The organism is Alkalicoccobacillus plakortidis, assembly GCF_023703085.1.
Classification (GTDB): Bacteria; Bacillota; Bacilli; order Bacillales; family Bacillaceae_D; genus Alkalicoccobacillus; species Alkalicoccobacillus plakortidis.
The window spans coordinates 42,796-58,128 of the sequence record NZ_JAMQJY010000001.1 but is presented as its reverse complement, the minus strand read 5'-3'; the positions used below and the strand labels follow the sequence as shown (position 1 = coordinate 58,128).

Sequence of the window (15,333 nt, the reverse complement as noted above, 5' to 3'; positions counted from 1 at the left end):
TCCTCTCTTTGTTTTTTAGAATGTTAGGACCACTTTACGAACGTTGTTAGGTTGTTGTTCGAGTAATTCAAAGGCTTCATGTATCTCAGATGCGTGAAAACGATGCGAGATCATTTCCTCCGGTTTTAGCTCACCATGATTCACCTTCTCGACAATTTCTTGAAATTTGTTCGCTTGCAGACGAGACCCTACAATGGTTAATTCCTTTTTAGTGATCATCAATGAAGCGATCGGAGACGGGGTTTCATTAAATCCAAGTGCTACAATTGAACCAAGCAACAGAAGCTAATGTAACCGCTTGAGCAAAGGTTTCTGCTGTACCTACAGCATCTATTACCACATTTACCATTTCACCGTTTGTCTCTTGTTTAATTACATCTTCTACTTCTTGTTCTCCAGCATTCAAAACAAAGTCTGCACCAATGCTTTGTGCATAGTCAAGCCTTGATTGATTAAAATCTGAGATAAAAACCTTGGCTCCTTTTTGTTTCGCCATTAATAAGCAACTTAAGCCTGTTGGCCCCGCTCCCATGATTAAAACCGTATCACCAGACTCAACACCTCCACGTGTTGTTGCCTGTGCACCAATTGTTAATGGCTCAATAAGCGCTGCTGATTCAAATGAAATAGATGGATGAAGTTTATGCCATTTTTTAGATGGTGCCACCATCCATTCTCTCATACCACCATCTTGATGAACTCCATACACTTCTAGCTTATCACAAACATTTTGACGACCCTTCCTACAAGCGTAACAATCTCCACAAAATGAAATAGGTTCAAGTGCAACCGTGTCTCCTACTTTTAGTTCTGTTACCTCTTCACCAACTGCCTCTACTTCTCCTGCCACTTCATGGCCAATGACTCTTGGATAAACTGTAAATGGGTTGCTTCCGTGATAAATGTGTATATCTGAACCACAGATACCGGCTGCTTTTACTTTTACTAATACATCCGTCGTATTGTTCAATTCAGGTTTATTTCTTGTTTCTAAGACTAGCTTTCCTGGCTCTTGTACTGTAATGGCTTGCATTTATAACAGCTCCTTATTCAAATAAGCTTGGTAAAAATAGTGACAATTGTGGAATGTAGCTCACTAATAATAAAACAATGACTGCTACTGCAAAGAATGGAATCAATTCTTTTACGGTTTGTCCAATCCGGACCTTTGCAAAACTAGAAGCTACAAATAAGCATACTCCTACTGGGGGTGTCGACAGCCCGATCATTAAGGTTAAGACCATTACCACTCCAAAATGAACTGGGTCCATTCCAACACTTGTCGCGACCGGAAGTAAAACCGGGAACAGTATTACTAGTGCAGCGATTGTTTCCATAAACATACCAACAAACATTAATAAGATAACCATTAATAAGATGACGAAAAATGGATTATCCGTTAACGAAAGAATGCCATCAGCAACTAAAATAGGAACTCCCTCACTTACCAGGATCCAACCAAACAAGTTGGCAAATCCAACTAGTAATAGGATCGAAGCAGTTGAACTAAGAGTGTTAGTCAACAACACTGGAATATCCTTTAGCTTTAATTCTCTATAAACAAAACCACCAATGATTAAAGCATAGATTACACATACGACAGCCGCTTCTGTTGGCGTAAAGTATCCGCCTAGGATCCCCCATAGAATAATCACAACCATAATTAATGCCCAGAATGCGCCTAAAAACGACTTACCAACCACTGAAAGAGATTGACGCTCTCCTTTTGGATATCCTCGTTTCACCGAAATAATGTACGTCACGATTAAGAATCCAGTTGCAAGTAATAGACCAGGAATGGCACCAGCTAAAAACAAATCACCAATGGAGACGCTTGCAAGTGTACCAATAATGATCATTGGAAGAGATGGTGGTAACATTGGTCCAACTGTTGATGATATAGAAGTTACAGCAGCGGAGAATCCTGAACCATACCCTTGTTTTTTCATTGCTGGAATCATAACTGAACCAATACTTGCTGTATCAGATAAAGCTGTTCCAGAAATACCTGCAAATCCAAGAGAAGATGCAACATTTGTTAGTGCAAGTCCACCTCGTATGTGTCCAACAACTGCGTTTGCAAAGTTAATAATTCTCTCTGTGATCCCACCAGCATTCATTAAATTACCAGCAAGAATAAAAGCAGGAATAGCCAATAGAACAAAGGAATTAATTCCTGAAAACATCGTCTGCGGAATAATCGTTAAAGGAATACCTGCAATGAATAGATACAATAGCGATGCAAGCGCAAGACTAAACGCAATGGGAATACCAATCATAATTAATAGTAAAAACGTGCCCACTAAAAGGAGTGACATCATAGTTGTTCACCTTCTGACTTTGGTAAAGTAAATTGATCAATGATAAATAAAATAGAGTAAAGAACGATTAAAAACGCAAGGATCGGTACAGATATATATACATAACTCATTTGAAATCCAATCGTAGGAGATGAGAATTCCAACCCTAATTGAAAGAATTGTATACCTGTAATAAAGAGAACGATTCCAAATACCGCTACAATTGCATACGTCGCACACTCGTACATTCTTCTTGTTTTTTCTGGTAGCATCATTAACAACATATCTACTTTAATAAATTCGTTCTTCCGAATCGCAAGAGGTGCCGCTGCGGTGATAGAGTATACAAATAAGTACCTTGAAAGTTCTTCTGTCCAAATCGCACTATAAGGAAGATAACGACTCATGATTTGAATAACCACTACAAGTAGTAAGCTAGTAAAAAGAATAATAGTTAAATAATTTAATAGTTTATCTAACTTCGCTGCTGTTCTCATTCACTGTCCGCCTCAATTTCCGTTCCTTGCTCAACCATTTCTAGGTACAGCTCGTACTGTTCTTCACCAAGATTTTCTTCTAAAGCAGGTAGCATAGCTTCACGAAAAGCCTCCTGATCGACATCTTCATTAAAAGTCATTCCACGTTCCTTTAAAAGATCCGATAAGGCTTCTTGCTCCTCTTCTTGTAGATCGCGAGCAAATTCCTGAGCTTCTAATGCTGCTTCTTCAACAGCTAATCGCTGATCCTCAGGTAACTTCTCAAGTTGTTCATTTCCAACAACGACATAGATCCAAGAACGCACATGCTCGGTTACGTTTAAATAATCTTGCACTTCATAAAATCCATTACTATAAATCAAATCATTTGGATTCTCTTGACCGGCTATAACACCCTGCTGAAGTCCAGTAAATACTTCATTTAAGTTAATAACCTGAGGTTTCGCCCCTGCTTCTGCCCACGTGTCAAGGAACAACGGAACATTAGGTACTCTCATACTAAATCCTCTTAGATCATCTGGATCTGAGATTGGCACATTTGAAGTGAGATTCCGTGGAGCTCGCTCCATATAAAATAATGGAGTTAATCCAACATCTTCTTTGATATCGTTTTCAATTGTTTGACCAATATCCCCTTCAACTACATTCCTCATGTGCTCTTCATCTTCAAATGCATATGGTACCGCTAACAAAATAGCGTTAGGTGTCCATACTTCCAGTGTTTCTCCAGTAATCGTTAAATCGGTTGCCCCAAACTTAATACTATTAATACTATCCACTTCATTACCTAATTGACTATTTGGGAATACCTCAATTTGTACTTTTCCGTCCGTCTTTTCTTCAACATTTCTTGAAAATTCAAGAGCGGTCTTGTGCCATAAATGACTAGCATCTGAAATATGTGTCATCTTCCAATGAGTAATATCGTTTTCTTGAGCTTGTGTTTGGCATCCGGCTAATAAAAACATAACTGAGGAAGCAACCACTATTGTTCTTTTAATCATACTAATCCCCCAACCTAGAATACGCTTACATTCATTTGCCAAATAGCACTGGCTATTTGAAATAAATCGGAAACTGTTCTTTTAATGCCACTTGATCAACTGTAATCAATGAGAGGTGTTCTTTCATAACTTTTTCTGCGCGATTAGCATCTTGATCAATTATTGCAGAGAGAATTTCCTGATGATGCTTATAGATAGCCGGCCAATTTAAATTAGAAGACAAACTGAGCATTCTTAATCGATCAAAATGGACATTCATATGCTGAATCATTTCAGCCACTTTCAATTTCCCACAACTTGAGGCAATTAGTCGATGAAAGGCTCCATCCAGTTTAAATAACTCATCATACTTTTGATTTTTCATCATCTGACCTTGAAGCATGAGATTTGTTTCCATATCTTGACGCACAGCTTCAGTAAATGTCGAACAGGCTAGTCGTACAATACCGACTTCAAGCTGTTCTCTTATAAACCTAGCGTCCTCGACTTGTTCCAAATCGATAAGTGTCACAAATGATCCTCGTTGTGGCAATACCTCTAGTAGTTGATCATGAGCAAGTTGTAAAAAAGCCTCTCTAACAGGAGTCCTACTGACATTCAATTCAGCAGCAATTTCTTTTTCAGAGATGGCAGCACCTGGCTTGAGGTTTAATGAGGTAATACTATCTCGCAGAGTTTGATAGACATAAACTCTTGATGAACCTGTAAATGTAGAATTCAATGAGTTATCCTCCTTTTCGTTTTCAATACTACCACACTACCATACAAGTATGGTAGTGTTTTTTCGACATTATTCTGCTAATGCAAAAAAACACCCGCGCAATCACGGATGTTTTTTATTCTACACTTAATTATTTCTTTTTTCTTGTTGCAACAACTGCCCCAATAACAATAACAACTAAGACAATTCCACCAATAATCCAAAGCATAGAAGAACTCTCTTCATTATCTTCTTGCTGCTCATCTGAAACTTGTGATTGATCGGTTTCTTCTGATTCAGCTTCAGCTGGCTCTTCAGAAGTTGTATCTTCTTCTGTTGCTTCTTCTTCTGTCGCCTCTTCTGCAGGCTCAGCAACCTCTTCAGCATCTACTGTAAATGTAAATTCACCTTCAACTGGATGTGTGTCTGCGCTTATTATATTATACGTAACTCTATATTCACCATTCTCAAGTGGTTCTGTTAATTCAACTTCAATTTCAGGACTAGTAATTGTTACAGCTGCTGGCTCAATTTCATCGCCTGCCTCTGTGAAAACTTGTACATCGCTTGCTTGCTCAATTCCTCCATCAAATGACAGTTCAATCGTTTCAACTGCTTCATCAACCGTTTGTCCATCTTCAGGAACCGTTGATTCAAGATGTGAGTGAGCATAAGTCACTGCAGGTGCTCCCCCAATAATAAGTCCAACCACTAAAAATAAACTAGCTACTTTTGCTTTCATCGTAACACTCCCACATAATCTCTATAATGACTTTCACCATTACTCTATCGAATAAAAGTGAAATTACGGTGAAATCAAACGAGATCTGCTAAAGTTCAAGAATTAAACACATTTTCTCTAAAGCTTTTTAACCTAATTGTTGCGGTTGTTCCTTTATTTTCAGTTGATTCAAGTAAAAATGTGCCCTCGTGTTTTTGGATGATTTGCAAGACAATCGACAGTCCGAGACCAGTTCCACCATCTTTACGTTCCCTCGCCTTTTTCACACGATAAAATCGTTGCTTCACAGCCACAAGATCTTCCTCTGGAATTCCAATACCCTCATCTCTTATTTCAAGTGTAACTTCTTCTTCATCACCGAAAAGTGAAACGAATATCCGCTTACCGGATGCTGTGTAGGAAAGTGCATTGTCTAGCAGATTCCTTACCACCTGCTCAAGACGATCTGAATCCCCTATGACAATACAGTCATCATCCAAATGACGCTCAAACGATACTTGCTTTTTATCTGCTGCCAGGCTGAACTGGTCCACAACATCATCAATTAACTCCGCAAAAGCAATTGGTTCATTCACCATTTGATATGAATCGCCTTCAAGTTGAGCCAAATCTAGCAAATCATGCACAAGCCGATCTAAACGATTTGCTTCTTTTTGAATAATGCCTAGACCTTTTTCCTTTGAAATAATGCCCTCTTCTACCCCTTCTGCATAACCTTTCATATAGCTTAAAGGGGTGCGAAGCTCGTGTGCGACATTAGCAAGAAATTCTTTACGATTTTGCTCAACTTCATCGAGTGACGTTGACAAACTGTTAAAGGAACGAGCAAGCTGGCCTAATTCATCCTTGTTATGAGAAAGAGTCAGTTGTTGGCTGTAATCCCCTTGCTCAATGTTTTGAGCTACATTTTTCATCGTAATCAATGGATTGACCACATCACGTACCATTTTGCTTCCCATAAACAAGACAAAAAGAACCAGAACAATAAGGATCGCAATTAAAAGCCATTGGATCTCCGCAAACGGCTCATACATATCTGATAGGGGCTGTGATAAAAAGATGGCTCCAGTTAAATTACCACCATCAAACAATGGAATGGCTACCCCCAAAATATCCTGATCAAACCTTGGGTGTGGCCGCTGCATCACGACAGTTTGACCCGCAAGTAACTGCTGCCGTTCCTCAAATGTAATCAAGTTATATTGAGAGTTTGGATCAAGTGGATCTCCACTAGCGAGCAACATTGGGTTATCCGTAAATAAAATATCAGCATCTGTACTCTCATTTGCCCAGTTGACTCGATCTAGAAAGTACTCATTACTACCTTGATCATTAAAGACTTCCGTAAGTTGTTCTCCTTGCAATGTCAATGTCTCAACTTGTTTTTCCACATATAATCGGTCATATAGAAAAAAGATCAGGACCACAGCAGCTGTAACAATTGTGAGGATGACACCAAATATTGTGACCCACACCTTATGTTTAATCGACCAATGCTTCATGATGGGTCCTCAAATTTATAGCCAACTCCCCATACGGTTTGGATAAAACGTCCGGCTGATTGTAGCTTTAATCTCAGTGTTTTAATATGAGTATCAACTGTTCGAGCCGTTTTATTATGGTCAACGTCCCAAAGACGAACTAAAAGATGATCCCGCGTGAATACTTTCCCAGACGATTCATACAGAAAAACAAGAAGGTCATACTCTTTTCGAGTGAGGTTGACTACTTGATCATCAACAAATACCTTCCGCCCATTTTTATCAATCAACAATTCCGCAATCTCAATTGTGTGTAGGTTTGTCTGACCAACATGCATTCGTCTTAAAACCGCTTCCACTCTTGCCATCAATTCTCTTGGGCTAAATGGTTTAATCACATAGTCATCTGCACCTAGCTTAAGTCCACGAATGCGATCATCCTCACTACTTTTGGCTGTCAGCATGACAACAGGAATTGAGGAGCTTTCTCTTATTCGTTTACATAACTCAAACCCATCAATACCTTCCATCATAATATCGAGGATCACCAAATCAATCGATTCCGTTTCAAGTGTTTGTAATGCCTCATATCCGTCTGTTGCGGTATAGACAACGTACTTCTCATTTTCTAAATAGCTCACAACTAGTTGCAGCAATTCCTTTTCATCATCTACGACTAAAATAATTGGTGTCTGCTTCATGATCCCACCTCCTGAAGCAAAAGATACGGACCTGTTGCAACTGGTACCGTTTTAATCAAACGAAGGTCTGACTGCTGTACAACAGAAATGCTATCACTATCCAAATTTGCAACAAACAGCTTGTCTCCTGAGAGTTTAACATCGTTTGGATTTTGACCTACTTCTACTTTTCCTACAACTTCTTCTGTTTCAGTATTTACTTTTATATAAGGAATGATCACCATGGCAAAGCACAAAGAGCTCCTCTGAATTCTCACTACCAACCATCGCAATGGGCATAAGTCCAACATCAACAGTCATGACGTTCTCACCTGTTTGTGGATCGTAGGCATAGACCGATCGATTAAGCTCGGTATTTGATCCGTGCCCACCAACCCACAACCATTGCCCATCAAAGTGCATACCAACCGGAGTATCATTAACCGGAAATGTACGAACAACTTCCCCTCTTTGTATATCAATCATACTTACCTCATTTGTATCAGTCATTAAAACAAAAAGAAGGCCTTGATCATTTAAGCTGAGTTCATTTGGAATAGAATCAACCGTAATCGGGGTCAGTTCTTCTTTTGAACTTACGTCAACCACATGAACCTCATGACTTGAATTACTTGATAAAAATAATTGATCCGAATTTGTATCATATGTAAGGTTTGTCATCCCAGATTCCAGCTCCATAAAGGGGCGAGCCACTTCTTGTTCTAGATCAATTTCAAGAATGCTCTGCTCATTTGAATTAAGCCCAACCATGGTTTGATCAGATATATATGTCATATCCGTCATTGTATATGGCAGCGTTGTAGAACCTACATCCTCATCTGAATTTGTATCAAAAAACGATAAAGTTGGTTCCTTTACATGCGTTATAAGAAGCATCGGTTCACCAGACTCAGGCACTTCAATACTCTGCTCATTACATCCAGTTAAAAAAACAAAACAAACAATTGAACTCAGCATCCAAGCACGCCTCATCATGCACCCCCTCTTATTTTTTTGTACAAGTAGTATACCAAACCCTTATACCATCTATTTGTGAAATCGACGTGAACAAGCAAAAAACCTTCTCAGCTAAAGCCAACAAGGCATTCATCTTATAATAATAGATCTGCGAATGTTCATCAGCCTTCTTCAAGAATCATCACAGCATCGATACATTCACCGTCTTTGTCATAAACAAGATCTTCGGGATTGATGGTATCATCATCACAACTCAACAGAATTTCAGCATGAGGCTGTTCGTCAATTAATGAATAATCAAAGTTAAAATCATCTAAGGGCTCAAGTATCTGGGTGTGAGTGTTTGAAAAATCAGGGATGTTCGTTTGTATAATTTCATTTTGCGTTTGTTCAATGTTTTCAGTTGTATTTTTTGTAGTGGGATGATTATTGCAAGCTGAGAGGATTAGTACTGATAGTAGGCAAATTAAAAGTCTATACATTCGTGATATCACAGCCTTTCATTATGCGTTTATTTTATGAATGTTAGCTTTTTGTAAATCTCATTAGTTATCTTACATTATATAGTATATTATAGAAAATCTTTAAAATTGAACAATTTCTAATTTCACACGACAAATACATGGAGATGAATATGAAGAAAATCTTGTTGATTATCAGTATATTACTAATGATAACTGGTTGTCGTTCAGAAGATGAAGTTACTTTAATAGAAGATGTCAGTTTTTTATTTATAGATCAAGATCATATGCCTGTTCCTAATTTTAATGTTTATATTGATAATAATATAAGACAGGGTACTCAAGATATAGGTAACACACTTGGAACTACAGACCATCAAGGATTGATATCAAATCGAACTGTTGAAGCGAGAACTTACGAAGTGATTGGATTAGATATAACATTTGATGTTACTGAAGAAGATCGAGACACTGTAAAAACAATTCAAATCGACACTAGTAAAATCCCTGAATAACATAGATGTCCTTACAAGCTGTCATTGGGCTTTAGTGGAGACAAAATCAATTTTTCTTTTTATAGTCTTTGTGCCACGGGTTGCTTTTCTTTATAACTAAGTATCTCAAACTATAAAAACCAGTAAAAAACAGTGCAAAGAGTGCATTTTGTAACCATGTAATTTTTTCTCTGTCACCAGAAAAATAATCTATTGCTCCTAGAACCACATTAATAGCTAAAAATAATGAAATCAACATTACGATTGCATGCTTATTTAATTTCAAATAATCACACCTTCCAATCATATCTTTTCTTCCATTATAGACAGCATAACGTTTTGGTGAGGAGTGAGTCAAAAAGAAACTAGAATATAGTACACTACCTCACGTCCTCAGTCGCAACTAAAACAATATTACCATTATGTATCATATTAATTTATTGCATTCAAACCCACCCCCAAAAAAACCTTCCCAGCACACTCACCAGAAAGGTCTCCTACTTATTTATCTTCAATTTTCACATTGTATTCTTTCAGCCAATAATCCATTTGCACAAAGTGTGCGAGGAGTTGGGGTCCGGCCATGAGTTGCCTAATGTTCCTATAAACACACACGTTAAATTGTACAAGCTATGTATAGCATCATTATACATCAAACCTATGTTAGAGGTCAGTTTTTCAACTAATATAAAAAGAGCCCTCAAAGGCTCTTATGCTTGTTTTTTAAATTTCTCAAAGGCGGATAAAATATTCTCTCGTTTAAAGATCCTCCTTTGCTTCTTTAGATGGCAATAACAATCAATATTAAATTCATCCATGGATCGGATTGTAACAAATCTTTGAGTTATCTTTTGATTCTTGTCCATGTAGATGATTTGTATTTTTTGTTTGGTCTCAGCTGCACGCCTTAAGATGCCTTCCATATCATGCACCTTTTAAAACTTTCAAAGTTCTTGGCTTTGCTTCTTCCCAGTCAATGTATCCTTTATCCTTAAGTTTAACGAAATGACCATGTATAGTTGAGCTTGATTTGATTCCTAAAATAACACATAATTCTCTGCTTGTCGGAGGTAACTCATTTTCTTCAATAAAAGATTTAATTGCCCCAAAAACTCTCTCTTGTTTATTTGTTAAACCCATTAAAAACACCCTTTTCCTTTTATTTCAGCAAACGTTTGTTCTTATTCCAAACAAAAAAATAAACTATTTTTTTGTTATATTTTTATCTACAATTTGTGCCGTTTCTTTTAAAAGAATATCTACATCTGTTTGAATGATTGATTTTAACATTTGATGCTCTGATCTCCATCCATTTTTATAAACTGTATAACCATAGAATAATGCTGTTTTTGATTCTGATCTTGTTACAGTTATATTCTTATAATGTAACTCCTTTTTTAAATCGTGAATATCTGAACCAATCATATTAGACATTTTAATTAAACGCTCTGTACCTGACTTTTTCAGTTTTCTGCTTAGAATATTTCTGGCTGTTGCATACTTTATATATTTAATTACAAGATCATCATCATTAAGAGCCACGATCTTCACCTCAAATACATTTTATGCGAACTAACGTTCTTATACAACAAGAAAATATTAACAAATTGATATTTTATAATAAGAAATTACTGGCACTTAAGACCAGTGTTAGATATACTATTCCTATACTTCTTAAGGAGGTTTATCTTTGGATAGAGATGCAATAAAAACGGTAAAAGAAATTAAGGATGTAGAAGATTTTAAAGGGTTAAGATTTTTAGCAAGTTTCTTTTGGATGATACCCTTATCAATATCACTAGCTTCTTTCGGTGGTTTGGGTCCAATAATTGGAACAGTAGTAACTATAATTATGTTAATTTTATGTATTCCACATAAGGCTCGGAAAATAATGTACTTTATATTCTCAGTTCCTCTTCCTTTTATAGGGATAATAGGAGGAATTAGCGGTATTTTATTTGGACTATTATTTGGTGCAATTATAGGTTTAATTAGTTTTTTCAACTATACATATTTAACACAATTACAGCAATTAAGAACATATGAAGATGAAATAAAAATACCGCCCAACGATTACTCATCGTAAGGGCGGTATTTTTTTCGCAGTATGTCTTGTTCTTTTTTTCTCTCTTCAATATCTGATAACAAATATAAAACAGTTTTGCCCACATTCTTAACAGGAGTTAGCTTCCCTTCTTTTTGCATACTGTTCATTCGTGCTCGTGAGACTCCAAGTATCTGCATGGCTTCATTTGTCGTTAATAGCTCATTTTGTATGAACAATTCTAATTCACTTCTATTACTAAAAGTTCGCTTCATTTCTTTTCACCTGAAAAGTAGATTCCTTTAAACACCAGTCCTACTAATCCAATTGTACATGCTATAGCTGCAACAGATGTTAATAAGCTGCCATCATACCAATTAGCCAAGCTAAGATACGCAATGTATATGAACATGAACAGATAATCAACTGTATTAAAAGATTTGAAAAAGCGTGTCATATGATTAACCTCCTTAGATTGTGGTAAACTATAGGGAGAGGCAGGAACCGTTAATTCCTACCTCCGAGTTTTTAGCGTCTCTTCCTGGGGCGCTTTTTATTTTTTCTTTTCTTCTCCTCTCTTTTCTTTCTCTCATTTTCCGCTATGTCGTATACGATCTTTGTAGTTCCGGCTATCGAGCCTAGGATGATCGCCCATTCTTTAAGTTCCACTTTATCACCTCCCTTTCTATCTTTATTATACCATAACTGTTTACATAAGTAAATAGTTAAAACGTAAACAAAGCCTTCTATAATAGGCTTTTTCTTATGAAATAATAAACGTTGGCAAGAGAAGAAACTTAAGTGAACTAGGTATTTGCGCAACCGCTCAGTAACAAGGGGATTTGTAACAAATCAAATGACTTTTGAGGATCTTGTGGAGTTAGAGGAGTTAACAAAAGAACGTCACAGTGAAATTATAAAAAGCCCTACATGTAACGGAGGGCTTTCTTCAATTTATTATATTAATTAGTTTGTCCCTTTAAGAGACATTTTAATTTTAAATGGTTTCATTACACCAGTCATTTGTGAAGCATAAGCGGCATTATTAGCAAGTGTAACAGGGAAACTCTTATAATTATTTTTGTATCTATTGTAAGTGAAATCCCAAGTATCATTAATCGTTGCGGAATACGTCCATTTTCCATTTTTACCTTTTGTAGCATTAATGAAATAATCAACTTTATTTAGAGCGGTATGAGTTTCTCCACTAGGTAAAGTTACTGAGCCACCGACTCCAAATCCTCCACTATTTTTCTTTTTATCAATTTCTTTTTTAATCATATTTTTCCAAGCGGTACTTGCTACTACCTTTTTAGATAAAGGTGAATCCGAACCTAAAGTTAGATTATTAGCTTTATTGACACTATTAATGATAAAACTAGCCGTAGTTGGATGATTATATTTATTCTTTACAACAGTTATAGCTGCAGCTTCCCAAATATCTTTTGGTTTAGAAATTAAAACAAATGGTCTAATAACATCTTCATCTTCTTCTTGATCGAGTTCAGCTAAGAGATCTTGCTCCAATTCTTCAGTTAGTTCAATCCATTCATCCTCAGTATTAACATCAACATCAGACCAAAAGTTATCCTCTTGTTCTTCTGTATAATCTAGCAATTCTTCTTCAGTAAGGTTTTCAATATCTTCCTCACTTAAACTGTATTCTGTAAAAATCTCATAAGAGCCTTCGATATCAGTTACTTCCTCAGAAGCTACTGCAAAGCCCTTTGGTGCAATACTTAATGGTAAAGCTACACTAACAGCAAGTAAAGCAAGATAAATTCTTTTCATAAATTCTCTCCTCTAGTGATATAATGTTGTTAATAACAGAAAAAATATAACATATAATTACATAGAAAGGTAGATTTATTTGGATAAAATTAGATTCTTTATAATTATTTTATTTTTAATGATAATTTCAGGGTGTGCTGGTATGCAAAATTCATCATATGATTTATCAGATGGTTATTCAGTTATGTATACATCTGCTCATCAAGCAAAGATTATTTATGACGAGACTGGAGAAAATACTAGTGGTGAAATTATAGTGCCAGCTAAAGTTATAAGAGTTAATCAAGATGAAAATTATATTATCGCTGAACAGGAGAAATTGGATAGCGATGGTAAACCGAATGGAACCTTCACATATTTCATTGAAGATAAAAGTAATCGTAGTTTAGAAGGTGCTAGGTTGACTGAGGATGAATTTAACAGACTAAAAAGTGAACTTGGTATTGAGTTAGAACTTTTAAAGGTTACAGAGTTCCCTGAAATAGATTAATAGTAATTGATAAAAAGGAGTTCTGCTCATTTAAAAATGGAAGAACTCCGAATTACCCTTACCGCCCTTTCTAGGGTGGTATTTTTTATTTATATCTTAGTAGCATTGCGTAGCTCTCATGATAACAATATTTTTCTTTACTTAAACAACCGCTCCCACGTGTTGGCTCCAGCGATACCATCAGAGGTGATTCTTTGAGTTGCTTGGAAATCACGTACAGCCTTTTCAGTACCTGCCCCAAAAACACCATCAACCGCAAGTTTGTATCCTTTTACATTTAACGCTGATTGTAAAAGGCGTACCCACCATTGATGAGTTGATCCGCGACGCAACGTGTTGGCTGCGGCTTTGCTCTGAGGTCCGAATTTACCGTCGATCCCAACACCTGCAAAATATTGATAGACACGAACTAAGGCATCCATCGTTAAACGACCTGCTAGTCCATCCACAACCAACTTCTCGAATTTCCCTTTAGTTGGGTAGCTTCGACTGTTTAAAAACTCCTGAGCGGCAGCAATGAACGCATTCACTGGTTTTGATGGTTCAGATTCAACCGGTTTTGCTCCACTAAGATTAAGGATCTGCCCGACTTGAATTTCGTCAGGGTTAATTGAAGGGTTCGCCTTCTTTAATGCATCCACTGTTGTGTTATGGGCTTTAGCGATAGATGTGAGTGTATCACCGCTCTTGACGGTGTAAGTTCCGCCTTTGACATCCGTACCTCCCGTTTGAGGTGCTTCATAATAAGATCCACCTACAAGAGCTTTAAATGTGCTCCATTGATTAAGAAGTTGAGCAGGGCAATTCTTTCCTGTCCAATGCTTATGAGAAACGACTCGAGACAATGGAATGTTCAATTGATTCATCAAACGTTGAACAAGCCATACGGCATTTGCCTTTGCTTTTTCATAATTACCGTCAGAGTTGACGCAAAGCTCAATACCAACTGATTGACGATTTCCTTGTGAGCCCGCGTGCCAACCCATCTCATTAACTGGTAAGTGCTGAATGATCTCTGTATCATCTACTGTAAAATGCCATGAAACAGAACGTGACCGTGCATCTGCACCTTTGATATAGCGGGAATGCATTTCAGCATTCGCTCCTCTATTCGTGTTAGCTGTTTCATGCACCGTAATATAAGTTGCGCCAATTTTTTTACCTGGTCGATTGCTTGCTGATGTTGGGATTAGATCTTGTTTAATGTTCATTTCTCTTCACTCTCCTCTGATTTTGGTTGTTCTTCTGGTCCATGCTGATTAAAACCACGTAGTTTCTCCATAATGACTGGTGGAACTTTTAAACCAATGTGAGCTGCATTCTCTGTAATTGATAAGATTTCATTGGCCATATAAAAAAGCACAGTCGCTGTCGCAACCATGCCATTCAAATCCAGTATTCTGTCCACGATGTTAGCGACAATGATAATCGCAAAGATCGCAATCTTACGAGCATAACCGAACAGTGCAGATCGGCTTCGTAAGTCCTTGTTCTTAATAGCTTTGAAGATGCCCGTTAGTACATCCACTAGCATAAGCACTACTAACAAATCTAAAAACTTAACGGGTCCAAATAAATAAAATTTTGCTACCTCTAAACTTTCCAAATTAAAAAATACTGAAATTGTTTCCATCACTACACCCTTTTCTATTTTATAAAAGATTGATTTTT

22 protein-coding genes and 1 pseudogene are annotated in these 15,333 nt (G+C 36.9%); 3 read left to right on the top strand and 20 right to left on the bottom strand.

Going from position 1 to position 15,333, the window contains the following annotated elements:
- Nucleotides 1–15: 15 nt before the first annotated feature.
- The 11 genes and pseudogenes from NDM98_RS00405 to NDM98_RS00355 all read right to left on the bottom strand — a co-directional run bounded on the left by NDM98_RS00405 (nucleotide 16) and on the right by NDM98_RS00355 (nucleotide 8,864).
- Nucleotides 16–1,033 (bottom strand): annotated as a pseudogene (locus NDM98_RS00405) (zinc-binding alcohol dehydrogenase family protein).
- 13 nt (nucleotides 1,034–1,046) lie between these two features.
- Entirely contained in the window at nucleotides 1,047–2,321 is a 1,275-nt protein-coding gene (locus tag NDM98_RS00400; protein ID WP_251603141.1) for a TRAP transporter large permease, read from the bottom strand.
- Nucleotides 2,318–2,797, bottom strand: a complete 480-nt coding sequence (locus NDM98_RS00395) for a TRAP transporter small permease (protein WP_251603138.1) — start codon at nucleotides 2,795–2,797, stop codon at nucleotides 2,318–2,320. The genes NDM98_RS00400 and NDM98_RS00395 overlap by 4 nt, the downstream gene beginning before the upstream one ends.
- A complete protein-coding gene (locus NDM98_RS00390) occupies nucleotides 2,794–3,801 on the bottom strand; it encodes a TRAP transporter substrate-binding protein (RefSeq protein WP_251603135.1) in 1,008 nt (335 codons plus the stop codon). Before NDM98_RS00390 ends, NDM98_RS00395 begins: the two co-directional genes overlap by 4 nt.
- 52 nt (nucleotides 3,802–3,853) lie before the next feature.
- Entirely contained in the window at nucleotides 3,854–4,522 is a 669-nt protein-coding gene (locus tag NDM98_RS00385) for a GntR family transcriptional regulator (RefSeq protein WP_251603132.1), read from the bottom strand.
- A gap of 130 nt (nucleotides 4,523–4,652) precedes the next feature.
- On the bottom strand, nucleotides 4,653–5,243 hold the full coding sequence (locus NDM98_RS00380; protein WP_251603129.1) for a copper resistance CopC family protein: 591 nt from the start codon (nucleotides 5,241–5,243) through the stop codon (nucleotides 4,653–4,655).
- A 95-nt stretch (nucleotides 5,244–5,338) separates the two neighbouring features.
- Nucleotides 5,339–6,745 carry a sensor histidine kinase gene (locus NDM98_RS00375; RefSeq protein ID WP_251603126.1) on the bottom strand — a complete coding sequence of 469 codons (1,407 nt, stop codon included), beginning with the start codon at nucleotides 6,743–6,745 and terminating at the stop codon, nucleotides 5,339–5,341.
- Nucleotides 6,742–7,425 carry a response regulator transcription factor gene (locus NDM98_RS00370; RefSeq protein ID WP_251603123.1) on the bottom strand — a complete coding sequence of 228 codons (684 nt, stop codon included), beginning with the start codon at nucleotides 7,423–7,425 and terminating at the stop codon, nucleotides 6,742–6,744. The genes NDM98_RS00375 and NDM98_RS00370 overlap by 4 nt, the downstream gene beginning before the upstream one ends.
- Nucleotides 7,422–7,661, bottom strand: a complete 240-nt coding sequence (locus NDM98_RS00365; RefSeq protein ID WP_251603120.1) for a YncE family protein — start codon at nucleotides 7,659–7,661, stop codon at nucleotides 7,422–7,424. Before NDM98_RS00365 ends, NDM98_RS00370 begins: the two co-directional genes overlap by 4 nt.
- Nucleotides 7,615–8,382 (bottom strand): YncE family protein, encoded by a 768-nt coding sequence (locus NDM98_RS00360; RefSeq protein ID WP_251603118.1) that lies wholly within the window; start codon nucleotides 8,380–8,382, stop codon nucleotides 7,615–7,617. Before NDM98_RS00360 ends, NDM98_RS00365 begins: the two co-directional genes overlap by 47 nt.
- A 161-nt stretch (nucleotides 8,383–8,543) precedes the next feature.
- On the bottom strand, nucleotides 8,544–8,864 hold the full coding sequence (locus NDM98_RS00355) for a hypothetical protein (RefSeq protein ID WP_251603114.1): 321 nt from the start codon (nucleotides 8,862–8,864) through the stop codon (nucleotides 8,544–8,546).
- Between the two features lie 152 nt (nucleotides 8,865–9,016).
- Here NDM98_RS00355 and NDM98_RS00350 point away from each other — a divergent pair, with 152 nt between their 5' ends.
- Nucleotides 9,017–9,358, top strand: a complete 342-nt coding sequence (locus NDM98_RS00350) for a DUF2606 family protein (protein WP_251603110.1) — start codon at nucleotides 9,017–9,019, stop codon at nucleotides 9,356–9,358.
- Nucleotides 9,359–9,404: 46 nt separating this feature from the next.
- Here NDM98_RS00350 and NDM98_RS00345 read toward each other — a convergent pair whose 3' ends face one another.
- The 3 genes from NDM98_RS00345 to NDM98_RS00335 all read right to left on the bottom strand — a co-directional run bounded on the left by NDM98_RS00345 (nucleotide 9,405) and on the right by NDM98_RS00335 (nucleotide 10,879).
- Nucleotides 9,405–9,623, bottom strand: a complete 219-nt coding sequence (locus NDM98_RS00345) for a hypothetical protein (protein ID WP_251603108.1) — start codon at nucleotides 9,621–9,623, stop codon at nucleotides 9,405–9,407.
- Nucleotides 9,624–10,261: 638 nt separating this feature from the next.
- Complete coding sequence (locus NDM98_RS00340; RefSeq protein ID WP_251603106.1) at nucleotides 10,262–10,477, bottom strand: LexA family protein; 216 nt, start codon at nucleotides 10,475–10,477, stop codon at nucleotides 10,262–10,264.
- 63 nt (nucleotides 10,478–10,540) lie between these two features.
- A complete protein-coding gene (locus NDM98_RS00335) occupies nucleotides 10,541–10,879 on the bottom strand; it encodes a YhjD family protein (RefSeq protein ID WP_251603103.1) in 339 nt (112 codons plus the stop codon).
- 148 nt (nucleotides 10,880–11,027) lie between these two features.
- Here NDM98_RS00335 and NDM98_RS00330 point away from each other — a divergent pair, with 148 nt between their 5' ends.
- Complete coding sequence (locus tag NDM98_RS00330) at nucleotides 11,028–11,423, top strand: hypothetical protein (RefSeq protein ID WP_251603100.1); 396 nt, start codon at nucleotides 11,028–11,030, stop codon at nucleotides 11,421–11,423.
- Here NDM98_RS00330 and NDM98_RS00325 read toward each other — a convergent pair.
- The 4 genes from NDM98_RS00325 to NDM98_RS00310 all read right to left on the bottom strand — a co-directional run bounded on the left by NDM98_RS00325 (nucleotide 11,411) and on the right by NDM98_RS00310 (nucleotide 13,172).
- Nucleotides 11,411–11,656 (bottom strand): helix-turn-helix domain-containing protein, encoded by a 246-nt coding sequence (locus NDM98_RS00325; protein WP_251603097.1) that lies wholly within the window; start codon nucleotides 11,654–11,656, stop codon nucleotides 11,411–11,413. The genes NDM98_RS00330 and NDM98_RS00325 overlap by 13 nt on opposite strands.
- Complete coding sequence (locus NDM98_RS00320) at nucleotides 11,653–11,838, bottom strand: hypothetical protein (RefSeq protein WP_251603094.1); 186 nt, start codon at nucleotides 11,836–11,838, stop codon at nucleotides 11,653–11,655. Before NDM98_RS00320 ends, NDM98_RS00325 begins: the two co-directional genes overlap by 4 nt.
- Nucleotides 11,839–11,909: 71 nt before the next feature.
- Complete coding sequence (locus NDM98_RS00315; RefSeq protein ID WP_251603091.1) at nucleotides 11,910–12,050, bottom strand: hypothetical protein; 141 nt, start codon at nucleotides 12,048–12,050, stop codon at nucleotides 11,910–11,912.
- A gap of 297 nt (nucleotides 12,051–12,347) precedes the next feature.
- Nucleotides 12,348–13,172 (bottom strand): hypothetical protein, encoded by an 825-nt coding sequence (locus NDM98_RS00310; RefSeq protein ID WP_251603088.1) that lies wholly within the window; start codon nucleotides 13,170–13,172, stop codon nucleotides 12,348–12,350.
- 79 nt (nucleotides 13,173–13,251) lie between these two features.
- Here NDM98_RS00310 and NDM98_RS00305 point away from each other — a divergent pair, with 79 nt between their 5' ends.
- Nucleotides 13,252–13,662, top strand: a complete 411-nt coding sequence (locus tag NDM98_RS00305; protein WP_251603085.1) for a DUF3997 domain-containing protein — start codon at nucleotides 13,252–13,254, stop codon at nucleotides 13,660–13,662.
- A 137-nt stretch (nucleotides 13,663–13,799) separates the two neighbouring features.
- On the opposite strand, the gene NDM98_RS00300 is transcribed toward NDM98_RS00305, so the two are convergent.
- Both NDM98_RS00300 and NDM98_RS00295 read right to left on the bottom strand, forming a co-directional pair.
- A complete protein-coding gene (locus NDM98_RS00300; protein ID WP_251603082.1) occupies nucleotides 13,800–14,873 on the bottom strand; it encodes an N-acetylmuramoyl-L-alanine amidase in 1,074 nt (357 codons plus the stop codon).
- Nucleotides 14,870–15,295, bottom strand: coding sequence for a phage holin family protein, TcdE/UtxA-related (locus tag NDM98_RS00295; protein ID WP_251603079.1), 426 nt, complete (start codon nucleotides 15,293–15,295; stop codon nucleotides 14,870–14,872). Before NDM98_RS00295 ends, NDM98_RS00300 begins: the two co-directional genes overlap by 4 nt.
- Nucleotides 15,296–15,333: the final 38 nt, after the last annotated feature.

What these genes read in the sequence shown, in the direction of transcription:
- NDM98_RS00295 (WP_251603079.1), bottom strand. Translation starts at nt 15,295, where the DNA reads ATGGAAACAATTTCAGTATTTTTTAATTTGGAAAGTTTAGAGGTAGCA.
- NDM98_RS00310 (WP_251603088.1), bottom strand. Translation starts at nt 13,172, where the DNA reads ATGAAAAGAATTTATCTTGCTTTACTTGCTGTTAGTGTAGCTTTACCA.
- NDM98_RS00395 (WP_251603138.1), bottom strand. Translation starts at nt 2,797, where the DNA reads ATGAGAACAGCAGCGAAGTTAGATAAACTATTAAATTATTTAACTATT.
- NDM98_RS00370 (WP_251603123.1), bottom strand. Translation starts at nt 7,425, where the DNA reads ATGAAGCAGACACCAATTATTTTAGTCGTAGATGATGAAAAGGAATTG.
- NDM98_RS00350 (WP_251603110.1), top strand. Translation starts at nt 9,017, where the DNA reads ATGAAGAAAATCTTGTTGATTATCAGTATATTACTAATGATAACTGGT.
- NDM98_RS00375 (WP_251603126.1), bottom strand. Translation starts at nt 6,745, where the DNA reads ATGAAGCATTGGTCGATTAAACATAAGGTGTGGGTCACAATATTTGGT.
- NDM98_RS00300 (WP_251603082.1), bottom strand. Translation starts at nt 14,873, where the DNA reads ATGAACATTAAACAAGATCTAATCCCAACATCAGCAAGCAATCGACCA.
- NDM98_RS00325 (WP_251603097.1), bottom strand. Translation starts at nt 11,656, where the DNA reads ATGAAGCGAACTTTTAGTAATAGAAGTGAATTAGAATTGTTCATACAA.
- NDM98_RS00360 (WP_251603118.1), bottom strand. Translation starts at nt 8,382, where the DNA reads ATGCTGAGTTCAATTGTTTGTTTTGTTTTTTTAACTGGATGTAATGAG.
- NDM98_RS00340 (WP_251603106.1), bottom strand. Translation starts at nt 10,477, where the DNA reads ATGGGTTTAACAAATAAACAAGAGAGAGTTTTTGGGGCAATTAAATCT.
- NDM98_RS00320 (WP_251603094.1), bottom strand. Translation starts at nt 11,838, where the DNA reads ATGACACGCTTTTTCAAATCTTTTAATACAGTTGATTATCTGTTCATG.
- NDM98_RS00390 (WP_251603135.1), bottom strand. Translation starts at nt 3,801, where the DNA reads ATGATTAAAAGAACAATAGTGGTTGCTTCCTCAGTTATGTTTTTATTA.
- NDM98_RS00380 (WP_251603129.1), bottom strand. Translation starts at nt 5,243, where the DNA reads ATGAAAGCAAAAGTAGCTAGTTTATTTTTAGTGGTTGGACTTATTATT.
- NDM98_RS00355 (WP_251603114.1), bottom strand. Translation starts at nt 8,864, where the DNA reads ATGTATAGACTTTTAATTTGCCTACTATCAGTACTAATCCTCTCAGCT.
- NDM98_RS00400 (WP_251603141.1), bottom strand. Translation starts at nt 2,321, where the DNA reads ATGATGTCACTCCTTTTAGTGGGCACGTTTTTACTATTAATTATGATT.